The following is a 22,121-nucleotide window of genomic DNA, read 5'->3' as shown; positions in this document are numbered from 1 at the left end:
GCCCGCGACGTCGCGGGCGGGGGCGTCGCGCTACCGGTGGCGGGCCTTGATCCGCGGATCGGGCAGCGCGGCGGCGACGCAGTGGCCGATCCGGCCCTCCCGGTCGTACATCCAGGTGGTGCCGAACCCGATGCCGTCGGCGCCGAGGTGGCCGGCGCTCTCCATCCCGATCCACTCACCGCGCGGGTCCCGCGTCAGGTACATCGTCACGTCGACGTTGATGAACGCCAGCCCGCCCGTGCCGGAGTTGGCCAGCGGGTTGGTGAAGTCGGCCATCAGCGCGGCGCGCAGCATCGGCGTGAGCGGCTGCCCGGCGACGAACTCGGCCGTCTCCCGCATCCACACCTTGCCCGGACCGCCGTCGCCCCACGGCGTGATCCTGCGGATCTCCCACGGCATCGGCCCCCCGGCCGTGCCCTCGATCTGCTCGGGCGGCGGGACGTCCCACGGCTCGGGCGCCCACGGCTCGGCGTCCGGGTGCTCGGAGCGGCGCAGCAGCAGGACCGATCCCCGGATGACCTCGACGTCCCCGTCGAGGACGGCGACGTCCAGCACCCGGAGCCGGCGCCCCTCGCGGCCGGGGCGCGTCTCGACGCGCAGCGGCCGCATGGGCACGGCGCGCACCATGTCGACGGTCATGCGGGCCAGCTGCAGCTCGGGGTCCGGCTCGTCGCGCTGCGCGCCCCACGCCACCAGACCGCCGATGTGGTGGCCGTTGACCATCTCGTCCGACCACGGGCTCGCTGCTGTCGGCGTCGGCACCAGCAGGTCCCCGTCGGGCATGAACGACGCCTGCATGACACCTCCGTGCGAGGGCGGCCGGTCCGCCCGCAGGTCGAGCATGCCCGACGGCCGTCAGGGGCGGCTCAGCGGCCGGAGCGGCAGCAGGTGCGACAGGTCGGCGCGGTTGCCGCTGGCGACGACCTTCCCCTCGGCGACGGCGTCGGCCCACCCGAGCCGGCCGCTGGCCAGGCGCAGCCAGGTGGCCGCGTCGGTCTCGATCACGTTGGGCGGCGTACCGCGGGTGTGCCGGGGCCCCTCGATGCACTGGACGGCGACGTGCGGCGGCACCCGCAGCTCCACCGACCGGCCGGGCATCTGCTGGGCCAGCCAGCGGGTGCTCGTCTTCACCGCGATGCCGACGACGGCCCGCGGCGGACGCTCGGCCTCGCCGTCGAGCCACGCGCGCACCGGCTCGAGGGCGGCCCGCAGCTCCTCGGCCGGGATGGGGGCGGTGCCGGCCATCAGCTGGTCGGGACGGTGCCCGCCGGGACGGTGGACGGAGTGCCGTGCTCCGGCCCGCCGAACAGGGCGGGGAGCGTGGCGCTCCACGCGGCTCGCAGCTCGGCCAGCGGCAGGTCCAGCAGCCCGTCCAGCACGAGCGCGTCGCCGCCCGTCGTCCCCAGCTCGGTGACCGGGACGCCGGCCCACTCCGCGGCGCGCTTCACGCCGCCGGGGTCGGACGTGGTGACGACGACCCGCGCCGTGGACTCGCTGAACAGCGCGGTGAAGACGTCGTCGTCCAGGGCGAGCCGGGCGCCGGTGCCGTAGCGCAGCGCGGACTCGGTGAGGGCCTGCGCCAGCCCGCCGTCGGCCAGGTCGTGGGCGGAGCTGACCAGCCCCTCCCCGCCGAGTGCGCCGAGCAGGTCGGCGAGGGCGCGCTCGGCCGCCAGGTCCAGTGCCGGGGGACGGCCGCCGAGGTGGCCGTGCACGACGCTCGCCCAGGCGGAGCCGCCGAACTCGGCCCGGGTCTCGCCGAACAGCAGGACCGTCTCCCCCGCCGTCCGCCAGCCGGCGGGCACGCGGGTGCGCACGTCCTCGTGCACGCCCAGCACGCCGATGACCGGCGTCGGGTTGATGGCGACGTCGCCGGTCTGGTTGTAGAGGCTCACGTTGCCGCCGGTGACCGGCAGGCCCAGCGCACGGCAGCCGTCGGCCAGGCCGCGGACGGCCTCGGCGAACTGCCACATGACCTCGGGGTTCTCCGGCGAGCCGAAGTTCAGGCAGTTGGTGACCGCCAGCGGCTTCGCGCCGGTGGCCGCGACGTTGCGGTAGGCCTCGGCCAGGTTCAGCTGCGCGCCGGCGTAGGGGTCGAGGCGGGCGAAGCGGGCGTTGCCGTCCAGCGACAGCGCGATGCCGCGGTGCGACTGCTCGTCGATGCGGACGACGCCGGCGTCCTCGGGCTGGGCGAGCACCGTGTTGCCGCGCACGTAGCGGTCGTACTGCTCGGTGACCCAGCTCTTGTCCGCGCCGTCCGGGCTGCTGACGACGGCCAGCCAGTGCGCCTGCAGCTCGGCCGCCGTGGTGGGCCGGGGCAGCCGGGCGGGGTCGTCGGCCTGCAGCGCGTCGAGGTCGGCCGGGCGGGCCATCGGCCGCTCGTAGACCGGGCCCTCGTGGGCGACGGTGCGCGGCGGGACGTCGACGATGCGCTCGCCGTGCCAGTCGACGGTCAGCCGGTCGCCGTCGGTGACCTCACCGATGACGGCGGCGCGGACGTCCCACTTCCGGCAGACGGCGAGGAACTGCTCGACCTTGCCCGGCTCGACGATGGCGCACATGCGCTCCTGCGACTCGCTCATCAGGATCTCGGCGGGCGTCAGCGTGCTGTCGCGCAGCGGGACGGTGTCGAGGTCGACGTGCATGCCGCCGGTGCCGGCGCTGGCCAGCTCGCTGGTGGCGCAGGACAGGCCCGCGCCGCCGAGGTCCTGGATCCCGGTGACCAGGTCCTGCGCGAAGAGCTCGAGGCAGGCCTCGATGAGCAGCTTCTCGGTGAACGGGTCGCCGACCTGGACGGCCGGACGCTTGGCGGGGCCCTCTGCGTCGAAGGTCTCGCTGGCCAGCACGCTGACACCGCCGATGCCGTCGCCGCCGGTGCGGGCGCCGAACAGGATGACCTTGTTGCCGGCGCCCTCGGCCTTGGCCAGGTGCACGTCCTCGTGCTTCATGACGCCCACGCACAGGGCGTTGACCAGCGGGTTGCCGGCGTAGCACTCGTCGAAGAGCAGCTCGCCGCCGATGTTGGGCAGCCCCAGGCAGTTGCCGTAGCCGCCGACGCCGGCGACGACGCCGGGCAGCACGCGGGCGGTGTCGGGTGCGTCGGCGCGGCCGAAGCGGAGGCTGTCCATGACCGCGATCGGGCGGGCGCCCATGGTGAGGATGTCGCGGACGATGCCGCCCACACCGGTGGCCGCGCCCTGGTAGGGCTCGACGTAGCTGGGGTGGTTGTGGCTCTCGACCTTGAAGGTGACCGCGTAGCCCTCGCCGACGTCGACGACGCCGGCGTTCTCACCGATGCCGACCAGCAGGGCGTCGCTCTTCGGCAGGTCGCCGAACTGGCGCAGGTGCACCTTGGAGCTCTTGTAGGAGCAGTGCTCGCTCCACATGACGCTGTACATGGCGAGCTCGGCCGTGGTGGGGCGGCGGCCGAGGATCTCCTTGATGCGGGCGTACTCGTCGGCCTTGAGGCCGAGCTCGGCCCAGGGCTGCTCGTCGTCCGCGGTGCTCGTCGCGAGCTCGACGGTGTCGAGGCGGTCGGCGAGCCTGCCGGGGCCGGTGTCGAGATCGGAGAGCCCTGCGGTGGCGCTGGCCTGTCCCGCCGTCACGTCCTCGCTCACGCGCTGACAACCGCCTTCAGGATGCTGGTGAAGAAGCCGAGCCCGTCGGTGCTCGGGCCGGTGAGGTCCTCGATCGCGTGCTCGGGGTGCGGCATGAGGCCGACGACGCGACCGTTCTCGCTGGTCACGCCGGCGATGTCGCGGGAGCTGCCGTTCGGGTTGCCCCCGACGTAGCGGAACACCACCCGGTTCTCGCCCTCCAGCCGGTCGAGGTCGGCGTCGGAGCCCACGTAGCGGCCCTCGCCGTTCTTGACCGGGATGAGGATCTGCTGGCCCTGCTCGTAGTCCCCGGTCCACGCGGTGTCCGCGCGCTCGACGCTCAGCACCTGGTCGCGGTTGCGGAAGTGCAGGTGGCTGTTGCGCGTCAGCGCACCGGGGAGCAGGCCGGCCTCGCAGAGCACCTGGAAGCCGTTGCAGATGCCCAGCACGGGGAGGCCCTGCTTCGCGCCCGCCACGACGTCCTGCATCAGGGGCGAGCGGGCGGCGATGGCCCCGGCCCGCAGGTAGTCGCCGTAGGAGAAGCCACCGGGGAGGACGACGGCGTCGACGTCCTTGAGGTCGTGGTCCCCGTGCCACAGCGAGACGGGCTCACCGCCGGCGAGACGCACCGCGCGTGCGGCGTCGACGTCGTCCAGGGAGCCCGGGAAGGTGATGACACCGATGCGCACGGTTCGCTCAGTCCTTGGAGAGGTGCAGTTCGACGTCCTCGATGACCGGGTTGGCCAGCAGCGTCTCGGCGATCTGCCTCAGCTCGGCCTCGTCAGGGGTGCCGTCGACCTCGAGCACGAAGTGCTTGCCCTGGCGGACGCTGCGCACGCTGTCGTGGCCCAGTCGGCCGAGCGCGCCGAGGACCGCCTGCCCCTGGGGGTCGGAGATCTCCGGCTTGAGGACCACGTCGACGATCACCCGGGACACGCCGACGAGGGTACCGGGACCGCCGCACACCCCCCGGTGACCCTCATCTCGCCGACCTCCCGCTGCCGAATGCGACGAAGTGGTGGCGATCAGGCCTTGATGGCCACCACTTCGTCGCATTCGGCTAGTCAGCTGAATCCCAGAGCGGCGCCGATCGCGGCGACCACCTGACGAGGGCGCCCGAGGACGTCGGCGGAGGTGAACCGGAGCACCGTCCAGCCCGCCAGGACCAGGCCGTTCTGCCGGCGGATGTCGTCGACGAAGACCTTGCGGTCGCGGTGGACGTTGCCGTCGAACTCCACGAGCACCCGGCGGTCGGGCCAGGCCATGTCCACCTGACCGAGAAAGCGACCGTCGTGGCGGACGACGTGCTGCAGGACCGGCCGGGGCAGGCCTGCCTCGTGGATCAGCCACCGGAGGACCGACTCCATCGGCGAGCCGGACAGCGGGTCCCCGATGGCCATCACTGCCCGAGCGCGTGCGACCCCTCGGCGTCCGTGCGACCGCGCGACGACGACCGGGAACTCGTCGGCCGGGAAGCGCCGCGACAGCATCTGGTCGGTGACCGCGAGTAGAGCGCCCGGAGGCAGCAGCGGAGCCAGATCGATCCAGGTCCGGCTCGGGGAGGTGACCAGCAGACCTGCGACGCGACGCGTCTCGGGGGGTGGAACCGACGCCACGTGGACCAGGCGGTCCGCGCGCGACCGCACGCGACGATCGGGGGGCACGGTGAGGTGCACCCGCCGGTCGTCGTCCATCAGCGGCACCTCGAGCCGCCACAGAGCCGCAGCCGTCAGGTGACTGAGCACCGCGCCGGGCGGCGCGCCCAGGAGAACCGCATCGATGCGATGGCGCAGCACGTCCGCGGAGGCCTGCGGCAGGTACGTGTCGCGCGACGTCCGGGCGACCTCACGGTGCCGGAGCTGCCAGCCGGTGATCCCCTCCGCCAGGGCTGTCCGCCGGTCGGTCGGGTGGCGGACACGAGACGGCACGGAAGGCGTCGGCACCGGCGCAGCGTGCCGGTTTCCACCGCCTCGCCGCTCCGGCCGTCCACAGGCGCATCGAGTGCGACGAAGTGGTGGTGATCAAGCGCTGATGGCCACCACTTCGTCGCACTCGGCGGGGGCTGGCTAGCCGAAGGGGGTGCCGGTGAGGCGCTCGTAGGCGGTCACGTAGCGCTCGCGGGTGGCGGCGACGACGTCGTCGGGTAGCTCCGGCGGCTCCGAGACGCGGTCCCAGCCGGACGAGGTCAGCCAGTCGCGCACGAACTGCTTGTCGTACGACGGCTGCACCGAACCCGGTGCCCAGGACGACGTCGGCCAGAAGCGCGACGAGTCCGGGGTGAGCACCTCGTCGCCGAGCACCAGACCGCCGGAGGCGTCCAGCCCGAACTCGAACTTCGTGTCGGCCAGCACGATCCCGGCGTCGCGGGCGATCTCCGCACCGCGTCGGTACAGCGCCAGCGTGAGGTCCCGCAGCTGGTCGGCGCGCTCGGCACCCACGGCCGAGACGACGGCGGGGAAGTCGATCGGCTCGTCGTGCTCCCCGATCTCCGCCTTGGTCGACGGCGTGAACACCGGCGCGGGCAGCTGCGAGCCCTCGACCAGCCCGGCCGGCAGGACGACGTCGCGGATCGAGCCGGTGCGCTCGTACTCCTTGGTGCCGCCTCCGGAGAGGTAGCCGCGGGCCACGCACTCGACCGGCAGCATCTCCAGCCGCCGCACCAGCATCGCCCGCCCGGCGACCTCCGCGGGCACCCTGTCGTCCGCCCCCGGAGCCGCCGACACCAGGTGGTGCGAGGCCCCGAACTCCGCCAGCACCGGCGCCAGCTGGTCGAACCACCACACCGACAGCTGCGTGAGGACCCGTCCCTTGTCCGGGATCGGCGTGGGCAGCACCCAGTCGTAGGCAGAGATCCGGTCGGATGCCACCAGGAGGAGCCGGTCGGACCCGGCGTCGTAGATCTCCCGCACCTTGCCACGGGCGACGAGCGGGAGGTCGATCACGACAGCGCAGCCAGCCGGTCGAACAGCGGGCCGAGGTTGGCGACGTAGCGCTCCGGCCGGCAGATCTCGTCCAGCCGCGGCTCGTCCAGCGTCACGTCCGAGGCGGCGGCCCGCGCGCGCAGCGTCTCCCGGAACGGCGTGCCGCTGTTCCACGTCTCCATCGCCGCCGTCTGCACCAGCGAGTAAGCGTCCTCCCGGGACAGCCCGCCCTCGACCAGCTCGAGCAGCACCGACGAGGTGTAGATCAGCCCGCCGGTGGACTCCAGGTTCGCCCGCATCCGGTCGGCGTCCACGACCAGGTTCTCCACCAGTCCGGCGGTCAGGTGCAGGAGGTAGTCGGTGGTGATCGCGGCGTCGGGCAGGAAGACCCGCTCGGTGGAGGAGTGCGAGATGTCGCGCTCGTGCCACAGCGGGATGCCTTCCATCACCGGTACGACCGCCGCCCGCACGACCCGGGCCAGGCCGGCGATGCGCTCGGAGCGGATCGGGTTCTTCTTGTGCGGCATCGCGCTCGAGCCCTTCTGGCCCGACCCGAACGCCTCCGAGAGCTCCCGCACCTCGGTGCGCTGGCCGTGCCGCACCTCCAGGGCGATCGCCTCGCACACGGTCGCGATCACCGCGAGCGCCGAGACCCACTCCGAGATGGAGTCGCGCAGCACCACCTGGGTGGAGGCATCGGCCGGCTCCAGGTCCAGCGCGGTGGCCACGGCCACCTCGACCGAGGGGTCGATGAGCGAGTAGGTGCCGACGGCGCCGGAGATGGCGACGACGCCGACGCGCTCGCGCGCCGCCCGCAGCCGGTCCCGCGAGCGCGCGGCGGCGAAGGCGAGGTCGGCGACCCGGTGGCCCCAGACGACGGGCTCGGCGTGCACGCCGTGCGTCCGCCCGACCTTGATCGTCGTGCGGTGCGCCAGCCCGTGGTCGCGCAGCGCGGCCACCAGCCGGTCGGCCTTGGCCAGGAGCACGTCAGTGGCGTCGGTCAGCTGCACGGCGAGCGCGGTGTCGAGCAGGTCCGACGACGTCATGCCGTGGTGCACGTAGGCCGCGGCGGAGCGGGGCTCGGTGTTGTCCGCCCACGCGGTGAGGAAGGCGATGACGTCGTGCTGCGTCGTCTCCTCGATCTCCGCGACCCGCTCGGGCGTGGGCGGCGGCGCGTTGCGCACCGGCTCGACGACGTCGGCCGGTACCCGGCCCGCGGCAGCGTGCGCCTCGAGCACCAGCGTCTCGACGCGGCACCACAACTCGTACTTGTGCTGGTCGCTCCAGACCCGCCCCATCTCGGGGAGCGTGTAGCGCTCGATCATGCGGCCCACCTCGTCGCCATCAGCACCCGGACAGTCTCCCGCAGCGCGGATCCGCCGGTGCGCGGGGCTCAGGACTCGAGCGGCGCGTAGGCCTCCGGGTGGCGCTGCAGGTGGGCCCGGAACGCGCGCTCGATCGTCTCGTCCCACTGCGGCAGCGCCTCGCCGTAGCGCCGGCCCGCCTCGACCTCGAGGCGCTCCTCGGCCGCGGAGTCGTTCGCCGCCAGCCTGGCCGCCCCCTGCGCGACGGCCTCCACAGCACGGGCGGCGTCGTCCAGGCCGAGGAGGCGGAAGCCGGCCACGGCCCGCTCCCGCTGGTCCTCCTCCAGCCCCTGGACGGCATGGAGGAGTCCGCCGTTCATGGCCATCCCGTGGCAGAGCAGGACGGCGGCGAGGGCGTCGTCGCCGGGGTGGGTGAACGGGCCGTCCGGATCGCAGGCACGGTTCCAGATCTCGTCCTCGCTGCTCACAGGACGATCCTCCCCTCGACGGCGGCCAGGGCGATGTCGGTGCGCCAGTGCGCGCCGGCCAGCCGCACGGCCGCCACCCGCTCGTAGGCGGTCTGCCGGGCCGCCGCCAGGTCCTCGCCCACAGCGGTCACCGAGAGCACCCGGCCACCGGCCGACCGCACGGTCCCGTCGTCGGCCACGGCCGTTCCCGCGTGCAGGACGCCGTCCCCGTCCGCCCCGGTGACCGGATCCCCGGTGCGCGGCGCCTCCGGATAGCCCGAGGCGGCGACCACGACGGTGACGGCGGAGCCCGGGCGCCACTCCAGCGGCGGGTGCGCGGCCAGCGTGCCGGTCGCGGCGGCGTGCAGCAGCCCGGCCAGCGGGGTCTGCAGCAGCGGCAGCACGACCTGGGTTTCGGGGTCGCCGAAGCGGGCGTTGAACTCGACCACCCGGACGCCGCGGGAGGTGAGCGCGAGGCCGGCGTAGAGCAGGCCGCCGAACGGCTCACCGCGCCGGGCCATCTCGTCGACCGTCGGCTGCAGCACGGTGGCCATCACCTCGTCGACCAGGCCCGCCGGCGCCCAGGGCAGCGGCGCGTAGGCCCCCATGCCGCCGGTGTTCGGGCCGCCGTCGCCGTCGTCGCGGCGCTTGAAGTCCTGCGCGGGAACCAGGGGCAGCACCGTCGTCCCGTCGGTGACGGCGAACAGCGACACCTCGGGTCCGTCGAGGTACTCCTCGACCAGCACCGCTCCCCCGGCGTCGAGGACGCCGCGCCCGTGGGCCAGGGCGGCGTCCCGGTCGGGGGTGACCAGCACGCCCTTGCCGGCGGCCAGGCCGTCGTCCTTGACGACGTACGGCGCCCCGCCGGTGAGCGCGGCCACCTCATCGAGCGCCGTCTCCAGCTCCGCGGGCCCACCCACCGGCCAGGCCCGCGCCGTGGGCACCCCCGCGGCGGTCATCACGTGCTTGGCGAAGGACTTGCTGCCCTCCAGCTGCGCGGCCTGGGCCGACGGGCCGAAGCAGGCGATGCCCGCGTCGCGGATCGCGTCGGCCGCACCGGCCACCAGCGGCACCTCCGGGCCGACGACGACGAGGTCGGCCCCCCACGTGCGGGCCAGGCCGGCGATCGCATCGGGGTCGCGGACGTCCAGCGCGAAGGCCTCGGCGAGCGCACCGGTGCCGGCGTTGCCGGGCGCGCAGGCCAGCGCCTCGACGGCGGGGTCGGACGTCAGAGCCACGCACAGGGCGTGCTCCCGGGCACCGGAGCCGATCACGAGCACGCGCACGGGGCGCAACGCTACCGACGAGGCGTCAGCGCGGCCTGGAGGGCAGGTCCCGGCGGGAGCGGTGCAGCGAGCGCAGCCGGGCGCGCTCCTCGGCCCGGGCCCGGGCGTCCACCCGGAGCCGCTGCCGGTGGGCCTCGGCCTGGAGCTTGCGCCACCCACGGAACCGCGCGGGGTCCAGCCGGCCGTCGTCGAGGGCCGCGGCCACCCCGCAGCCCGGCTCGCCGCCGTGGGCGCAGTCCCGGAACCGGCAGTCCAGGGCCAGGTCGGCGACGTCGGCGTAGGCGGCCTCCACTCCTGCGGCGTCGTCGTACAGCGCCAGCTCGCGCATGCCGGGGGTGTCGATCAGCAGGGCGCCGCCGGGGAGGAGCTGGAGCTCCCGGGCGGTCGTCGTGTGCCGTCCCCGCCCGTCCTCGCGGATCTCCCGGGTGCCCGCGACCGGCTCGCCGGCCAGGGCGTTGAGCAGGCTGGACTTGCCCACCCCCGACGGCCCGACCATCGCCGCCGTCCGGCCCGGCGCGAGCAGCGCCCGGAGCGCGGCGATCCCCTCGCCGGTCGGGGAGCTGACCGCCAGGACGTCGACGCCCAGCGCGTCCTCGCGCACCGCCTCCACCCCGGCGACGACGTCGTCGCAGAGGTCGGCCTTGGTGAGGACGACGACCGGCGTCGCTCCGCTGCTCCAGGCGACGGCCAGGTACCGCTCCACGCGGCGCAGCCGGGGATCGGCGGTCAGCGCGTCGACGACCAGGACGAGGTCGAGGTTGGCCGCCACGACCTGCGCCGCCGACGAGCGCCCGGCCCCCGTGCGGACGAAGGCGCTGGTGCGGGGCAGCAGGGCGACGGCCAGTTCGTCGCGCAGCGCGACCCAGTCCCCGACCGCGGGCCCGCCGAGGGCGGCATCGGCGTAGAGACCTGCGCCGGGGTGCACCCGCCGTTCGCCGTCCCCGGTCAGCACGCCGAGCCGGCCGCGGTCCACGCGCACCACCCGGGCGGGCGCGGTCCCGGCCGGCAGCTGCGCGGCCAGCTCGGGGCGCCAGCCCAGGGCCGGAAGAGGAGTCACGCGGCCGATGGTGGGCTCCGGGTCGGCCCGGTGTCACCCGGATTGATGGGACCCCGGCCGCAGCGGGCGAGGAGGGGTCGGTGGGACGCCGGGGACGAGCGGGACGCCCGTGACCTGCAGCTTCCGTGCCGCAACACGAACTCAAACCTGAGAGATGCGTCACTAAGCCCATGCCTCGTTGCTGGTCAACGCGCTGTGCGTCCGATCGTGCGCAACACGTTCCCTTCAGTTCGCCCACTCGCCACCCGATTGAGGTGTTGTGGGATCCATGCACGCGACCGAGTCGCTGGCCATGCCGCCCGTGACCCGCCTTCCCCGACCCGCTGTCATCGGGCACCGCGGTGCCCCCGCCTACCGGCCCGAGCTCACGGCCGCCAGCTTCGAGCTGGCGATCGACCTGGGCGCCGACCTCATCGAGCCCGACGTCGTGGTCAGCCGCGACGGCGCCCTCGTCGTCCGCCACGAGAGCGATCTCTCGCTCTCCACCGACGTGGCCCAGCGCGCGGAGTTCGCCGACCGGCGCACCCGCCGCACCGTGAAGGGCAAGACGGTCACCGGCTGGTTCACCGAGGACTTCACCCTCGCCGAACTGCGCACGCTGCGCGCCCTCGAGCGGATGCCCGACCTCCGGCCGCTGAACACCGCCTACGACGGCCGGTTCGGCATCCTGACCCTCGCCGAGGTCGTCGAGCTCGCCCGGAGCCGCTCCACGCCCGACCGCCTCGTCCAGGTGCTCGTGGAGCTCAAGAACGTGACCTGGCCCGAGGGCACCGGCCCGACGCTGGCCGCGCTGGCCGCCGACGAGCTGCAGCGACTCGGTGTGGCCTCGGTGGCCGGTCCGGTGCTGGTGCAGTCGTTCGACACCGCCCTGCTCCGGGAGCTGCGCGCCCGGCTCGGTGAGCAGGGGCCCCGCATGATCCAGCTCGTGGGGAACGGCGCGGAGGGCAACCGGATGGTCACCCGCGCCGGGCTGCGCGAGATCTCGACCTACGCGCAGGGCATCGGGCCCAGCCGCGAGCGGATCCTGCGCGCCGCCGAGGGCAGGGGCGGAGTCTGCCCGCTGGTCGTCGAGGCCCACCGTGCCGCCCTGTCGGTCTTCTGCTGGACGCTGCGGGCGGAGAACGTCTTCCTGCCGGCGCACCTGCGCCGCGGCGAGGAGCCCGGCGCCCACGGTGACGCCGTCGCCGACGCCCGGCACCTGCTGGACCTGGGTCTCGACGGCCTGATCACCGACTCCCCCGATCTCGCCGTCACCGCGCTGCGCAGCCGCACCCGCCAGCGGAGCTTGACGGCCTGACGAGCGGGGGCCGGAGGCTCCCCGAGGAAGGCCGTCGGAGCCGCGGCAGGCAGGTGAGTCCTACGGACGTCGCGGCCCTCGCGCGAGCCGCCCTGCGGGGCGGTCCCGACGACGGAGGGCCGGAGGCTCTCCAGAGGAGGGGCCGGGACACGCTCAGCGCAGCAGCAGCGGGCTCCTGGCCGCGGTGTTGATCCGGAGCATCAACCGATCAACACGCTCCTGGCCGCGGTGTTGATCCGGAGGATCAACCAATGAGGTCGCGGAGCACGACGTTCTCGTCGCGGCCCGGGCCGACGCCGATGACGCTGATCCGCGCGCCGGAGAGCTCCTCGAGGCGCTGGACGTAGGCCTGGGCGTTCGCGGGCAGCTCGTCGAAGGTGCGGCAGTGCCGGATGTCCTCGAACCAGCCCGGCATCTCCTCGTAGACCGGCTTCGCGTGGTGGAAGTCGGTCTGCGTCATCGGCATCTCGTCGTGCCGGACGCCGTCGATCTCGTAGGCCACGCAGATCGGCACCGTCTCCAGGCCGGAGAGGACGTCCAGCTTGGTGAGGAAGTAGTCGGTGATGCCGTTGACCCGGCTGGCGTACCGGGCGACGACGGCGTCGAACCAGCCGCAGCGGCGATCGCGGCCGGTGGTCACGCCGACCTCGCCGCCCTGCTTGCGCAGGTACTCGCCCCACTGGTCGAACAGCTCGGTGGGGAAGGGCCCGGAGCCCACCCGGGTCGTGTACGCCTTGAGGATGCCGACGACCCGCTCGATGCGGGTCGGGCCCACGCCGGCGCCGACGGCGGCGCCACCGGCGGTCGGATTCGACGACGTCACGAACGGATACGTGCCGTGGTCGACGTCGAGCAGCGTGCCCTGCGAGCCCTCGAGCAGCACCCACTCGCCGGCGTCGAGGGCCTTGCCCAGCAGCAGCCGGGTGTCGGCGATGCGGTGCTTGAGCTGCTCGGCGTATCCCGCGTACTCCTCGACGACCTCGTCGACGTCGATGGCCTTGCGGTTGTAGACCTTGACCAGGATCTGGTTCTTCTCCTGCAGGGTGCCCTCGAGCTTCTGCCGGAGGATGGAGAGGTCCAGCAGGTCCTGCACCCGGATGCCGGTGCGGGCGACCTTGTCGCCGTAGGCGGGGCCGATCCCGCGGCCGGTGGTGCCGATCTTCCGCTTGCCCAGGAAGCGCTCGGTCACCTTGTCCAGTGCCCGGTGGTGCGGCATGATCAAGTGCGCGTCCGAGGAGATGGTCAGGCGCGAGGTGTCCACGCCCCGTTCCTCCAGGCCGGCCAGTTCGTGGATCAGCACCTCGGGGTCGATGACCACGCCGTTGCCGATGACCGGGGTGCAGCCCGGCGTCAGGATGCCCGACGGGATCAGGTGCAGCGCGTACTTCTCGCCGTCCGGGGTGATCACCGTGTGTCCGGCGTTGTTGCCGCCCTGGTAGCGGACGACGTAGGGGACGCGCCCACCGAGCAGGTCGGTGGCCTTGCCCTTGCCCTCGTCGCCCCACTGGGCGCCGATCAGCACGACTGCGGGCATCGGGGCTGGCTCTCCTTCGGTCGGGACGGCAGGCAGGTCGCTCGGTGCGGCGGGGTGGGGCGGGGCGTGGCCGTACCGGGCGCACGGCCGGTCGGATGGCAGGGTATCCGCATGGGTTCGCTGGAGCTGGATCTGCGCCGCCTGGCGGCCGGCGAGGCCCCGCGCGCGGCCTCCGTGGCCGGGGCCGCCGACGCCGGCTCGGTACTGGTCCGTGGACCGGTGGCCGGGCTGGCCGCCGTCCTCACGGTGCTGCTCAAGGCGGGGCGGACGGCCGAGGTGCCGGTGTCCTGGGAGCCCGGCGGCGACAAGGACTCCACCGGGCTGGCCCGGGACCTCGGCATCGGCTCCGGCGGCCCGCGGGAGCTCTCGCTGGTCCGGGACGACCACGGCGGTGTGCTGCTGCACCACGGCCGGATCGAGGCCGACGGCGACGGGCGGCGCTCGCTGAGCCGTCGGCTGGGCCTGCAGGCGCACCACGACGACATCCGGGTGGCCAACGGCGAGATCACCCGCATCGACGTGCGGCCCGACTGGACGGCGGTCGACACGATCGGCGTCACGGTGATGACGCTGCCGCTGCGGCCCACCCGCCGGACGAGCGGCCGCGCGCTGCAGGTGGCCTCCGACCCGGCACGGGTCATCCGCGACGGCGTCCGCTACCCGCGGGCGGTGCAGCGCTGGACGTGGTTCGCCGACGACCGGGTGCGCTGGCTGCTGCACCCCTGAGCGGTAGGAGGACCACCCTTCCCCCACGCCTCGCGAGCTCGGCGCGGGCCCCTGAAGGGTGGCCGTCCCAGCACCTCCCCCAGTCGTGGACACTGGGAGGCACGCTCGTCGAGGAGGCTCCGCTGCCGTCGTCCCCCCGTCCCGCCGGACACCGCCGGTGAGAGCCGACCGCCTGTCCACGTCCGTGGCGCCGCGCGCCGCGACGCCCCGGGACGCGCGGAGCAGGTGGGTACTCCAGCGGGCCCTGACCCGGCCCAGCCTGCCGGCCCTGGTGGGACTGGTCCTCGTCCTCGCGTTCTTCGCCCTGCAGGCCCCCGAGCTGATCAGCTCCGGCGGGCTCGCCGGCGTCCTGGACGTCGCCGCCACCCTCGGCATCGGCGGGGTGGCCGTGGCGCTGCTGCTGATCGCCGGGCAGTTCGACCTGTCCGTCGGGGTGCTCGCCATCTCCAGCGCGGCCATGACCGCCCTCCTGATCGGCCACGCCGGCTGGAGCACGTGGCCGGCGCTGCTGGCCTCGCTGGCGTGCGCCCTGCTCGTCGGCCTGGTCAACGGCGTGCTGGTCGTCAACACCGGACTGCCCAGCTTCCTGGTCACGCTGGCGACGTTGCTCGTCCTGCAGGGGACGACGCTGGCCGGCGTCCGGGCCGTCGCCGGCTCCGGGCGGGTGGACGGCCTGGACGGCGCACCGGGATGGTCGTCGGCCGCCACGCTGTTCGGCTCGACCGCGCAGCTGGGCGACGGCCGGTTCCGCGTCTCGCTGCTGTGGTGGCTCGGCGTGACCGCGGTGGCGACGTGGGTGCTGTGGCGCACCAAGTTCGGCAACGCCGTCTTCGCCAGCGGCGGGGCCCGCACCGCCGCCCGGGAGCTCGGCGTGCCGGTGCGCCGCACGACCGTCGCGCTGTTCTGCCTGAGCGCCACGGCGGGGTGGCTGATCGGCGCGCTGACCCTGGTGCGGCTGGGCGGCGTCCAGGTGAGCAGCGCCGGCCTGGCCACCGGGATCGACTTCATCGTAGTGGCGGTGCTCGGCGGCTGCCTGCTCGCCGGCGGCTACGGCTCCGCGCTCGGCGCCTCGATCGGCGCGCTGCTCTACGCCGTCGCCCGGCAGGGCATAGCGCTGGCGGGCTGGGACCCGCCGTGGTTCCAGGCCCTGCTCGGCGTCCTGCTGGTGGTGGCCCTGGTCGCCAACGGCGTGGTCGGGCACCGGCTCAAGGGGGTGCCGCGCTCGTGAGCGACGGCGGACTCGAGCTGCGGGGGGTGACCGTGCGCCACGGCAGCGTGCCCGCACTGTCCCGGGTGAGCGCAGCCTTCCCCGCCGGGGAGATCAGCTGCGTGCTGGGCGAGAACGGCTCGGGCAAGTCCACCCTGGTCGCGCTGCTGTCCGGGCTGCGCCGGCACGACGAGGGCGAGCTCCGGGTGGCCGGCACGGCGGTCCGCTTCCGGTCACCCCGGGCGGCCCGGAGCGCCGGCATCGCGACCGTCTGGGAGGACCTCGCGGTCGCCCCGCTGCTGTCGGTCTGGCGGAACTTCTTCCTGGGTGCCGAGCCGACGCGGGGCGTGTGGCCGCTGCGCCGGCTCGACCTCGACTCGGCGCGGGAGACGACCGCGCGGGCGATGGCCCGGGTGGGCGTGCCGGGGCTGGACCCCGATCAGCCGGCCAGCCGGCTGCAGGCCGGCGAGCGGCAGAGCCTCGCGGTGGCCCGGGCGCTGCACTTCGGCGCCAGCGCCCTGGTCATCGACGAGCCGACGGCACCGATGACGGTGGCGCGTCAGACGTTGTTCGGGCAGGCCATCCTCGCCGCGCGCGCCCAGGGGCTGGCCGTGGTCGTCGTCACGAACAACCCGCGGTACGCGCATCTCATCGGCGACCGGTTCCTCCTGCTGGCGGGCGGTCAGGTCGCGGGCAACCTCACGCGGGAGGACGTCGACGCCGACGGCCTCACCGCGCTGATGGCCGGCGGCGACCAGCTGAACGTGCTCACCGACGCCCTCACGGCACTGCACCCGGAGCTCGGCGGCCGCTGAGACGAGGGGGGTGACCCCGGGCCCGGACAGCGGACCCGGGGCTCGCTCAACTGAGGATGCTGACCCCGCCGGGGCCGACGAGCAGGCCGATGACGATGAGGACGATCCCCCACAGAATCTGCTTGCGGACGATGGCGACGACGCCGGCCACCACCAGGACGACGGCGAGGATCCAGAGCAGGAATTCCACGTGATGTCTCCGTTCGTGCGGGCGCCGCGACACGGCGCCGTGCACTCTGAGTAGTGACCATCACGACCGAATCGGAAACCTGAGCGGGAAAGCCCAGGTAGATCGGGCACAACGGATGTGCCGGTCCGACTAGGGGTTACACACCGTTACACCCACGTTCGTCATCCGGAGTGGCGCCGGATCAGGGCGCCAGGGTGGGATCGCAGTCGCGCAGCAGCTGGATGCAGCGCTCGTGCTCGTCGTGCTCCCCGATCGCCTCGGCCGCGGTGGCCAGCACGGTGACGCAGCGCAGGAACCCGCGGTTGGGCTCGTGCGACCACGGCACCGGGCCGAAGCCCTTCCAGCCGTTGCGGCGCAGCGCGTCCAGCCCCCGGTGGTAGCCGGTGCGGGCGTAGGCGTAGGCCTCGATGGTGTCGGACAGCAGCCGCTCGGTCCGGCCCAGCGCCTCCTCGGCCAGGGCCGCCCAGGCGGCGCTGACCGTGGGGTGGTGGGCGGCGACCTCGGCAGCCGGGATGCCGGCGGCGAGCGCGCCGTCGGCCTGCGGGTTCGCCGGCAGCAGCGTGGGGTCCGGCTCGCCGAGCAGGTTGCCGTGGGAGTGGGACATCAGGCTCCTTGGGACTGGCCGGCGGAGAGCAGGTGCTCGCACGCCTCGACGATGCGGGCGGCCATGCCGGCCTCGGCCGCCTTGAGGTAGCTGCGCGGGTCGTAGGCCTTCTTGTCGCCGACCTCGCCGTCCACCTTCAGCACGCCGTCGTAGTTGCTGAACATGTGCGCGGCGACCGGCCGGGTGAAGGCGTACTGGGTGTCGGTGTCGACGTTCATCTTCACGACGCCGTAGGAGATCGCCTCGCGGATCTCGGACTCCGCGGAACCCGAGCCGCCGTGGAAGACCAGGTTGAACGGCTTGGCGCCGTCCCCGAGACCGAACTCCTGGGCGACGACGTCCTGGCCCTGCTTGAGGATCTCGGGACGGAGCCGCACGTTGCCCGGCTTGTAGACGCCGTGCACGTTGCCGAAGGTGGCCGCCAGCAGGTACACGCCGCGCTCACCCAGGCCGAGCTTCTGCGCGGTGCGCAGGAAGTCGCCGTCGGCGGTGTAGAGCTTCTCGTTGATCTCGGCGACGACGCCGTCCTCCTCGCCGCCGACGATGCCGATCTCCAGCTCCAGCACCAGCTTGGCCGCCGCGGACTTCTCCATGAGCTCCTCGGCGATGTCGAGGTTCTCGCCGAGCTCGATGGCCGAGCCGTCCCACATGTGCGACTGGAACAACGGCTCCTGGCCGGCGTCCACCCGGTCCTGGGACAGCGCGATGAGCGGGCGGACGTAGCCGTCGAGCTTGTCCTTGGGGCAGTGGTCGGTGTGCAGCGCGACGTTGACCGGGTACTTCTCGGCGACGACGTGGGCGAACTCGGCCAGGGCGACCGCGCCGGTGACCATGTCCTTCACCTTGGAGCCGGAGCCGAACTCCGCACCGCCGGTGGAGAACTGGATGATCCCGTCGCTGCCGGCATCGGCGAAGCCACGCAGGGCCGCGTTGATCGTCTCCGACGAGGTGCAGTTGATCGCGGGGTAGGCGAACCCACCCTCCTTGGCCCGACTGATCATGTCGGCGTAGACCTCGGGGGTCGCGATGGGCATGCGGGGCGCTCCTGTCGTTGACGATCTGCACTGATCGGCGCTCAGTATCGCGCCGTGCCCGCTACTCCGGGGCGTCGGGGCCGACGTGCAACCCCAGTGTGGTGACGAGTACGACCGCTTGGGTGACGTCGATCCGCGCCCCGGCGAGCTCGGCGTCGCGGGGGTCCAGGGCGCTCAGGTCGCTGCCCCGGAGGTCGGCGCCGCTCAGGTCGACGCCCGACAGCTCTGCAGCGGAGAGGTCGAGCCCGCGCAGCGTGGCCCCGGCCGCGCGCACGCCGGTCAGGTCGGCCTCGCGCATGCGGGCGCCGGCGAGCGTGGCGCGCGCCAGGTCGGCCCCGGGCAGGAGGACGAAGGACCAGTCCCCGCCGTCGACGCTCATCAGGTCGAAGGTGCAGCGCTGGAACCGGCTGCCCACGAACTTGCACGCGGTGAACTCGGCCTGGAAGAAGGAGCAGCCGGTGAAGGAGCAGTTCAGGAAGGCGGCGTCGGTGAAGCGGGTGGCGCTGAACCTGCAGTCGACGAAGGCGCAGTCGGTGAAGACCGCGCCGTCACCGGTGGCCTCGGTGAGGTCGACGCCGGAGAACCGGACACCGTTGTGCTCCCGGCCGGACAGGTCCTCGCCGTACCAGTCGGCGTCACGGATCTCGGTGGCTGCCGATCCGCTCCCCGTCGGCCCGCCCATGTCTCAGCCCTGCTCGATCCGGCTGACCACGCGCGCGGCGACGACCACCGGGTCGTAGGTCGGGGAGAAGGGCGGCGCGTAGGAGAGATCGGACCCGGCGAGGTCCTCGGCGGTCATGCCCGCCCAGATGGCGGCGGCCAGCACGTCGATCCGCTTGCCCGACCCGGGCCCACCGACGATCTGGGCCCCGAGCAGCCGCCCCGATCCCGTCTCGCTCAGCAGCTTGATCGCGATCTCCTCGGCGCCGGGGTAGTAGCCGGCCTTCGTCGTCGCCTCGATGGTGTCGGTGCGGTAGTCGAACCCCGCCTGCTCGGCCTCGGTGGTGCACAGCCCGGTACGGCCGATCTCCAGGTCCCCCACCTTGGTCAGGGCCGTGCCCAGCACCCCGGCGAAGCGGGCCGCGCGCCCGCCGATGACCGAGCCGGCCACCCGGCCCTGCTTGTTCGCATGGGTGCCCAGCGCGATGTGGGTGGCCTCGCCGGTGACCCGGTGGAACGTCTGCGAGCAGTCCCCCGCGGCGTAGATCTCCGGGTGCGAGCGGGTGCGCTGGGTGCGGTCGACGGCGATGGCGCCGGTGGTGCCCAGCCGGATGCCGGCCTGCTCGGCCAGCGCCACCTCGGGGCCCATGCCCAGGCCGAGCACGATCAGGTCGGCGTCGTAGCTGCCGGCGTCGGTGCGCACACCCCGCGCGCGGCCGGACTCGTCCACCAGGATCTCGCGGACCGCCTGGTCGGGGTGCATCTCCATGCCCATGGCGCCCATGCCGGCGCACACCCGCTCGGCCATGTCGCTGTCCAGCAGCTGCATCGGCAGCGGGTCGGCGAGGACGACGGTGACCGCCAGCCCCCGCCGCTGCAGCGCCTCGGCCATCTCCAGCCCGATGTAGCCGCCGCCGAGGACCAGCGCACGGCGCGGCCCGGCGTCCAGGGCGGCCCGGATCGCGGCGCCGTCGTCGAGCCGGTGGACACCGAAGACGCCGGTGGCATCCAGGCCGGGGATCGGCGGGCGGTTCGGGCGGCCGCCGGTGGCCACCAGCAGCCGGTCGTAGCCGATCCGCTCGCCGCCGTCGGTCACGACCTTCCCGGCGTCGGCGTCGATCTCCACCGCCCGGGTGCCGGTGCGCACGGTGATGTCCCGGGCGGCGAACTCCGCCGGCGTGCGCGCGATCAGGTCGTTCCGCTCCTCGACCTGCCCGCCCACCCAGTAGGGGATGCCGCAGGCGGAGTACGAGACGACGTCGCCCTGCTCGAGGACGACGATCTCCAGGTCGTCCGCGCCGCGCAGCCGCCGGGCCTGCGCCGCCGCCGACATCCCTGCGGCGTCCCCGCCGATGACGACCAGCCGATCGGTGCTCACGGCCACAGCGTGTCACCCGGGACCGACGATCCGCAGCCCCGCGGTGGCCGGGAGGCTGTCCAGGCGGGTGGATCCGGCCTAGGGTCCCGGCGTGTCCAACGGTGGGGCCCCGGCCGGCGTCTTCGGCGATCGCGCCGGCGAGTGGGCCTCCTGGCAGGCCTCGCCGTGGGGCCGGCTGCGCTACGACGTGGTCCGGGAGACGACGGCGCGGGCGGTGGCGGCGCTGCCCGGCCGGCTCCGCGTGATCGACGTCGGCGGTGGCGACGGCGCGGACAGCCTGCCGCTGGCGGCCCGGGGCCACGACGTGACGGTGCTCGACTTCGCGCCGGACCTCCTGGCGCAGGCGGAGCAGGCGGCGGAGGCCCGGGGCGTCGCGGGCCTCGTCCGGGTGGTCTCCGCGGACCTCGACGACCTGGTCCGCGGCGAGCTACCCGGGGACGTGCCCCTGGGCGCCTTCGACGTCGTCCTCTGCCACAACGTGCTGCACTACCGCACCGACGTCCCGGCCACCGTGCGGTTCCTCGCGTCGCTGGCCCGGCCTGGCGGGGTGGTGTCGGTGATGGCACCGAACCCGGCGATGGACGTGCTCGCGGCCGCGATCCGCCGGATGGACCCGGAGCGCGCCCGCGCCGTCCTGGACTCCCCGACGGTGCACGGCGAGACCTTCGACCACCCGATGCGGCGCCTGGAGACCGACGAGGTGGAGCAGGCGCTGGCCGATGCCGGGGGCACCGTCGAGCACCGATTCGGCATCCGCTGCCTGATGGACCTCATCGCCGACGACGAGCGCAAGTCCGAGCCCGACTTCTACCGGCGGCTGCTGGAGCTCGAGCTGCTGCTGTGCGAGCGGGAGCCCTACTGGCGGACCGCGCGCTTCTGGCAGCTCACCGCGCGCACCGGGACCGCCGCGGACGGTCCCGCGACATCCGACGAGGGGTAGCCGGCGTGGAGGGGCCCACAGCCGTGGGGCGCACCCGGGCCGTCCACGTCCGACGCCGGTCGGACGACGACCTGCCGGCGCTCCGCCGGCTGGCGGAGTCCATGCTGCAGCGCGACGGATACCCTCCGCGCGTACCGCACGACCTCGGCCGGTTCATCGCTGCACCAGGCGCGCTCGCCGCGTTCGTCGCCGTCAGCGACGGGGAGGTGGTCGGCCACGTGTGCGTCAGCCCCTCGGGTTCGCCGGAGGTGCTCGACCTCGCCCGTCGCGCCCTGGGCGTGCCGGAGCAGCGGCTGGCGGTGGTGGCCAGGCTCGTGGTCGCGCGACCGCATCGTCGGCAGGGGACGGCCCGGACACTCCTCGCGGAGGCCCTGACGGAGGTCCTCCGCCTCGGCCGCACCCCGGTCCTCGACGTGGCCACCCACCTCGCCGGGGCGATCGCGCTCTACGAACGAGCCGGGTGGCGCCGGCTCGGACAGGTGTCGGTGGCGATCTCCGGCGCGGAGCCGCTGGACGAGTACGTCTACGTCGGTCCGCTGGGGCTCGCTGCGGACGGCCGCGCCGATGTGGGCGACGAGCGGGCCGGGGACGCTGGTGGCGGGCCAGGAGTGCGCTCGGCGCGACGGCTGACGGCGATGGCCGGCTGGCATCCCGACTGCTACCAGCGGGCGATCGCCTACGTCACCGACCCCTCCGGGCGGCTCCTCGTGTTCGAGCACCTCGACGTGGCGGCGGGGACGCAGGTCCCCGGTGGCGGCATCCACGTCGGCGAGTCCGCCGAGGAGGCCGTGCTCCGGGAGCTCGCGGAGGAGTCCGGTCTCGACTCCGCCCTCGTCGTCCGCAAGCTCGGGGAGGCGTGGAACCGGTCGGAGCCCGGCAACGTGCCGGCGGGGCTGGAGGAGCAGATCCAGCACGCCTTCCACCTACGGCTCGGGGATGCCCCGCGGCACGAGCGGTGGGAGTGGGAGGAGCGATCCGGTGGCGACGTGGTCGAGCATCGCCACGAGTTCCGCTGGATCGCCGTCGACGAGGCCGAGCGGGTGCTCTGGCCCTCCCAGGCGATGTGGGTCGACGCCGTCCGGCTCTCGCTCCGCCACCCCGCCTGACC

At 74.0% G+C, this 22,121-nt stretch carries 23 protein-coding genes; 6 read left to right on the top strand and 17 right to left on the bottom strand.

The window, feature by feature from the left end:
- Positions 1-30: 30 nt before the first annotated feature.
- The 11 genes from RM425_RS02245 to rsgA form a co-directional block, all read right to left on the bottom strand.
- Positions 31-798, bottom strand: a complete 768-nt coding sequence (locus RM425_RS02245) for a thioesterase family protein (protein ID WP_311343556.1) — start codon at positions 796-798, stop codon at positions 31-33.
- 57 nt (positions 799-855) lie between these two features.
- On the bottom strand, positions 856-1,245 hold the full coding sequence (locus tag RM425_RS02240; RefSeq protein WP_311343555.1) for a sterol carrier family protein: 390 nt from the start codon (positions 1,243-1,245) through the stop codon (positions 856-858).
- Complete coding sequence (gene purL / locus RM425_RS02235) at positions 1,245-3,614, bottom strand: phosphoribosylformylglycinamidine synthase subunit PurL (protein WP_311343554.1); 2,370 nt, start codon at positions 3,612-3,614, stop codon at positions 1,245-1,247. The genes RM425_RS02240 and purL overlap by 1 nt, the downstream gene beginning before the upstream one ends.
- Positions 3,611-4,282 carry a phosphoribosylformylglycinamidine synthase subunit PurQ gene (gene purQ, locus RM425_RS02230; protein ID WP_311343553.1) on the bottom strand — a complete coding sequence of 224 codons (672 nt, stop codon included), beginning with the start codon at positions 4,280-4,282 and terminating at the stop codon, positions 3,611-3,613. Before purQ ends, purL begins: the two co-directional genes overlap by 4 nt.
- Positions 4,283-4,289: 7 nt before the next feature.
- On the bottom strand, positions 4,290-4,529 hold the full coding sequence (gene purS, locus RM425_RS02225) for a phosphoribosylformylglycinamidine synthase subunit PurS (protein ID WP_311343552.1): 240 nt from the start codon (positions 4,527-4,529) through the stop codon (positions 4,290-4,292).
- Between the two features lie 128 nt (positions 4,530-4,657).
- Entirely contained in the window at positions 4,658-5,536 is an 879-nt protein-coding gene (locus RM425_RS02220) for a DUF559 domain-containing protein (protein ID WP_311343551.1), read from the bottom strand.
- 123 nt (positions 5,537-5,659) lie between these two features.
- Positions 5,660-6,535, bottom strand: a complete 876-nt coding sequence (locus RM425_RS02215) for a phosphoribosylaminoimidazolesuccinocarboxamide synthase (protein ID WP_311343550.1) — start codon at positions 6,533-6,535, stop codon at positions 5,660-5,662.
- Positions 6,532-7,839 (bottom strand): adenylosuccinate lyase, encoded by a 1,308-nt coding sequence (purB, locus tag RM425_RS02210; protein ID WP_311343549.1) that lies wholly within the window; start codon positions 7,837-7,839, stop codon positions 6,532-6,534. Before purB ends, RM425_RS02215 begins: the two co-directional genes overlap by 4 nt.
- A gap of 68 nt (positions 7,840-7,907) precedes the next feature.
- Complete coding sequence (locus tag RM425_RS02205; RefSeq protein ID WP_311343548.1) at positions 7,908-8,306, bottom strand: hypothetical protein; 399 nt, start codon at positions 8,304-8,306, stop codon at positions 7,908-7,910.
- On the bottom strand, positions 8,303-9,571 hold the full coding sequence (gene purD, locus RM425_RS02200) for a phosphoribosylamine--glycine ligase (RefSeq protein WP_311343547.1): 1,269 nt from the start codon (positions 9,569-9,571) through the stop codon (positions 8,303-8,305). The genes RM425_RS02205 and purD overlap by 4 nt, the downstream gene beginning before the upstream one ends.
- A 25-nt stretch (positions 9,572-9,596) precedes the next feature.
- The gene (gene rsgA, locus RM425_RS02195; RefSeq protein WP_311343546.1) at positions 9,597-10,628 is read right to left on the bottom strand and encodes a ribosome small subunit-dependent GTPase A; all 1,032 of its coding nucleotides are present in this window, start codon (positions 10,626-10,628) and stop codon (positions 9,597-9,599) included.
- Between the two features lie 268 nt (positions 10,629-10,896).
- Between rsgA and RM425_RS02190 the strand changes: the two genes are divergently transcribed.
- Positions 10,897-11,925: a glycerophosphodiester phosphodiesterase family protein gene (locus RM425_RS02190; RefSeq protein ID WP_311343545.1), complete on the top strand. Its 1,029-nt coding sequence runs from the start codon at positions 10,897-10,899 to the stop codon at positions 11,923-11,925.
- Positions 11,926-12,169: 244 nt separating this feature from the next.
- On the opposite strand, the gene RM425_RS02185 is transcribed toward RM425_RS02190, so the two are convergent.
- Positions 12,170-13,459 (bottom strand): adenylosuccinate synthase, encoded by a 1,290-nt coding sequence (locus RM425_RS02185; RefSeq protein WP_311343544.1) that lies wholly within the window; start codon positions 13,457-13,459, stop codon positions 12,170-12,172.
- Positions 13,460-13,570: 111 nt separating this feature from the next.
- Here RM425_RS02185 and RM425_RS02180 point away from each other — a divergent pair, with 111 nt between their 5' ends.
- The 3 genes from RM425_RS02180 (at position 13,571) to RM425_RS02170 (ending at position 16,207) form a co-directional block, all read left to right on the top strand.
- Positions 13,571-14,185, top strand: coding sequence for a hypothetical protein (locus RM425_RS02180; RefSeq protein WP_311343543.1), 615 nt, complete (start codon positions 13,571-13,573; stop codon positions 14,183-14,185).
- A 157-nt stretch (positions 14,186-14,342) separates the two neighbouring features.
- A complete protein-coding gene (locus tag RM425_RS02175) occupies positions 14,343-15,413 on the top strand; it encodes an ABC transporter permease (RefSeq protein WP_311343542.1) in 1,071 nt (356 codons plus the stop codon).
- Entirely contained in the window at positions 15,410-16,207 is a 798-nt protein-coding gene (locus tag RM425_RS02170; RefSeq protein WP_311343541.1) for an ATP-binding cassette domain-containing protein, read from the top strand. Before RM425_RS02175 ends, RM425_RS02170 begins: the two co-directional genes overlap by 4 nt.
- A gap of 46 nt (positions 16,208-16,253) precedes the next feature.
- Here the strand turns inward: RM425_RS02170 and RM425_RS02165 are convergent, their stop codons facing one another.
- From RM425_RS02165 to RM425_RS02145, 5 genes are all read right to left on the bottom strand, one after another.
- Complete coding sequence (locus RM425_RS02165; protein ID WP_311343540.1) at positions 16,254-16,397, bottom strand: GPGG-motif small membrane protein; 144 nt, start codon at positions 16,395-16,397, stop codon at positions 16,254-16,256.
- A 181-nt stretch (positions 16,398-16,578) separates the two neighbouring features.
- A complete protein-coding gene (locus RM425_RS02160; protein ID WP_311343539.1) occupies positions 16,579-17,001 on the bottom strand; it encodes a DUF3151 domain-containing protein in 423 nt (140 codons plus the stop codon).
- Entirely contained in the window at positions 17,001-18,035 is a 1,035-nt protein-coding gene (fbaA, locus tag RM425_RS02155) for a class II fructose-bisphosphate aldolase (RefSeq protein ID WP_311343538.1), read from the bottom strand. Before fbaA ends, RM425_RS02160 begins: the two co-directional genes overlap by 1 nt.
- 61 nt (positions 18,036-18,096) lie before the next feature.
- Positions 18,097-18,717: a pentapeptide repeat-containing protein gene (locus RM425_RS02150; protein ID WP_311343537.1), complete on the bottom strand. Its 621-nt coding sequence runs from the start codon at positions 18,715-18,717 to the stop codon at positions 18,097-18,099.
- Positions 18,718-18,720: 3 nt separating this feature from the next.
- Positions 18,721-20,073, bottom strand: coding sequence for an FAD-dependent oxidoreductase (locus RM425_RS02145; protein ID WP_311343536.1), 1,353 nt, complete (start codon positions 20,071-20,073; stop codon positions 18,721-18,723).
- Between the two features lie 91 nt (positions 20,074-20,164).
- On the opposite strand from RM425_RS02145, the gene RM425_RS02140 reads away from it, so the two are divergent.
- A complete protein-coding gene (locus RM425_RS02140; RefSeq protein ID WP_311343535.1) occupies positions 20,165-21,013 on the top strand; it encodes a class I SAM-dependent methyltransferase in 849 nt (282 codons plus the stop codon).
- 5 nt (positions 21,014-21,018) lie between these two features.
- Positions 21,019-22,119, top strand: coding sequence for a bifunctional GNAT family N-acetyltransferase/NUDIX hydrolase (locus RM425_RS02135; RefSeq protein WP_311343534.1), 1,101 nt, complete (start codon positions 21,019-21,021; stop codon positions 22,117-22,119).
- Positions 22,120-22,121 lie beyond the last annotated feature (2 nt).

The sequence above is a fragment of the Blastococcus goldschmidtiae genome, from assembly GCF_031845325.1.
Taxonomy (GTDB): Bacteria; Actinomycetota; Actinomycetes; order Mycobacteriales; family Geodermatophilaceae; genus Blastococcus; species Blastococcus goldschmidtiae.
This window is presented reverse-complemented; position numbering and strand designations above follow the sequence as displayed.

Coding starts and splice junctions, on each gene's coding strand:
- RM425_RS02245 (WP_311343556.1), bottom strand. CDS start 798: ATGCAGGCGTCGTTCATGCCCGACGGGGACCTGCTGGTGCCGACGCCG.
- RM425_RS02240 (WP_311343555.1), bottom strand. CDS start 1,245: ATGGCCGGCACCGCCCCCATCCCGGCCGAGGAGCTGCGGGCCGCCCTC.
- purB (WP_311343549.1), bottom strand. CDS start 7,839: ATGATCGAGCGCTACACGCTCCCCGAGATGGGGCGGGTCTGGAGCGAC.
- RM425_RS02190 (WP_311343545.1), top strand. CDS start 10,897: ATGCACGCGACCGAGTCGCTGGCCATGCCGCCCGTGACCCGCCTTCCC.
- RM425_RS02185 (WP_311343544.1), bottom strand. CDS start 13,459: ATGCCCGCAGTCGTGCTGATCGGCGCCCAGTGGGGCGACGAGGGCAAG.
- RM425_RS02180 (WP_311343543.1), top strand. CDS start 13,571: ATGGGTTCGCTGGAGCTGGATCTGCGCCGCCTGGCGGCCGGCGAGGCC.
- RM425_RS02160 (WP_311343539.1), bottom strand. CDS start 17,001: ATGTCCCACTCCCACGGCAACCTGCTCGGCGAGCCGGACCCCACGCTG.
- fbaA (WP_311343538.1), bottom strand. CDS start 18,035: ATGCCCATCGCGACCCCCGAGGTCTACGCCGACATGATCAGTCGGGCC.
- RM425_RS02150 (WP_311343537.1), bottom strand. CDS start 18,717: ATGGGCGGGCCGACGGGGAGCGGATCGGCAGCCACCGAGATCCGTGAC.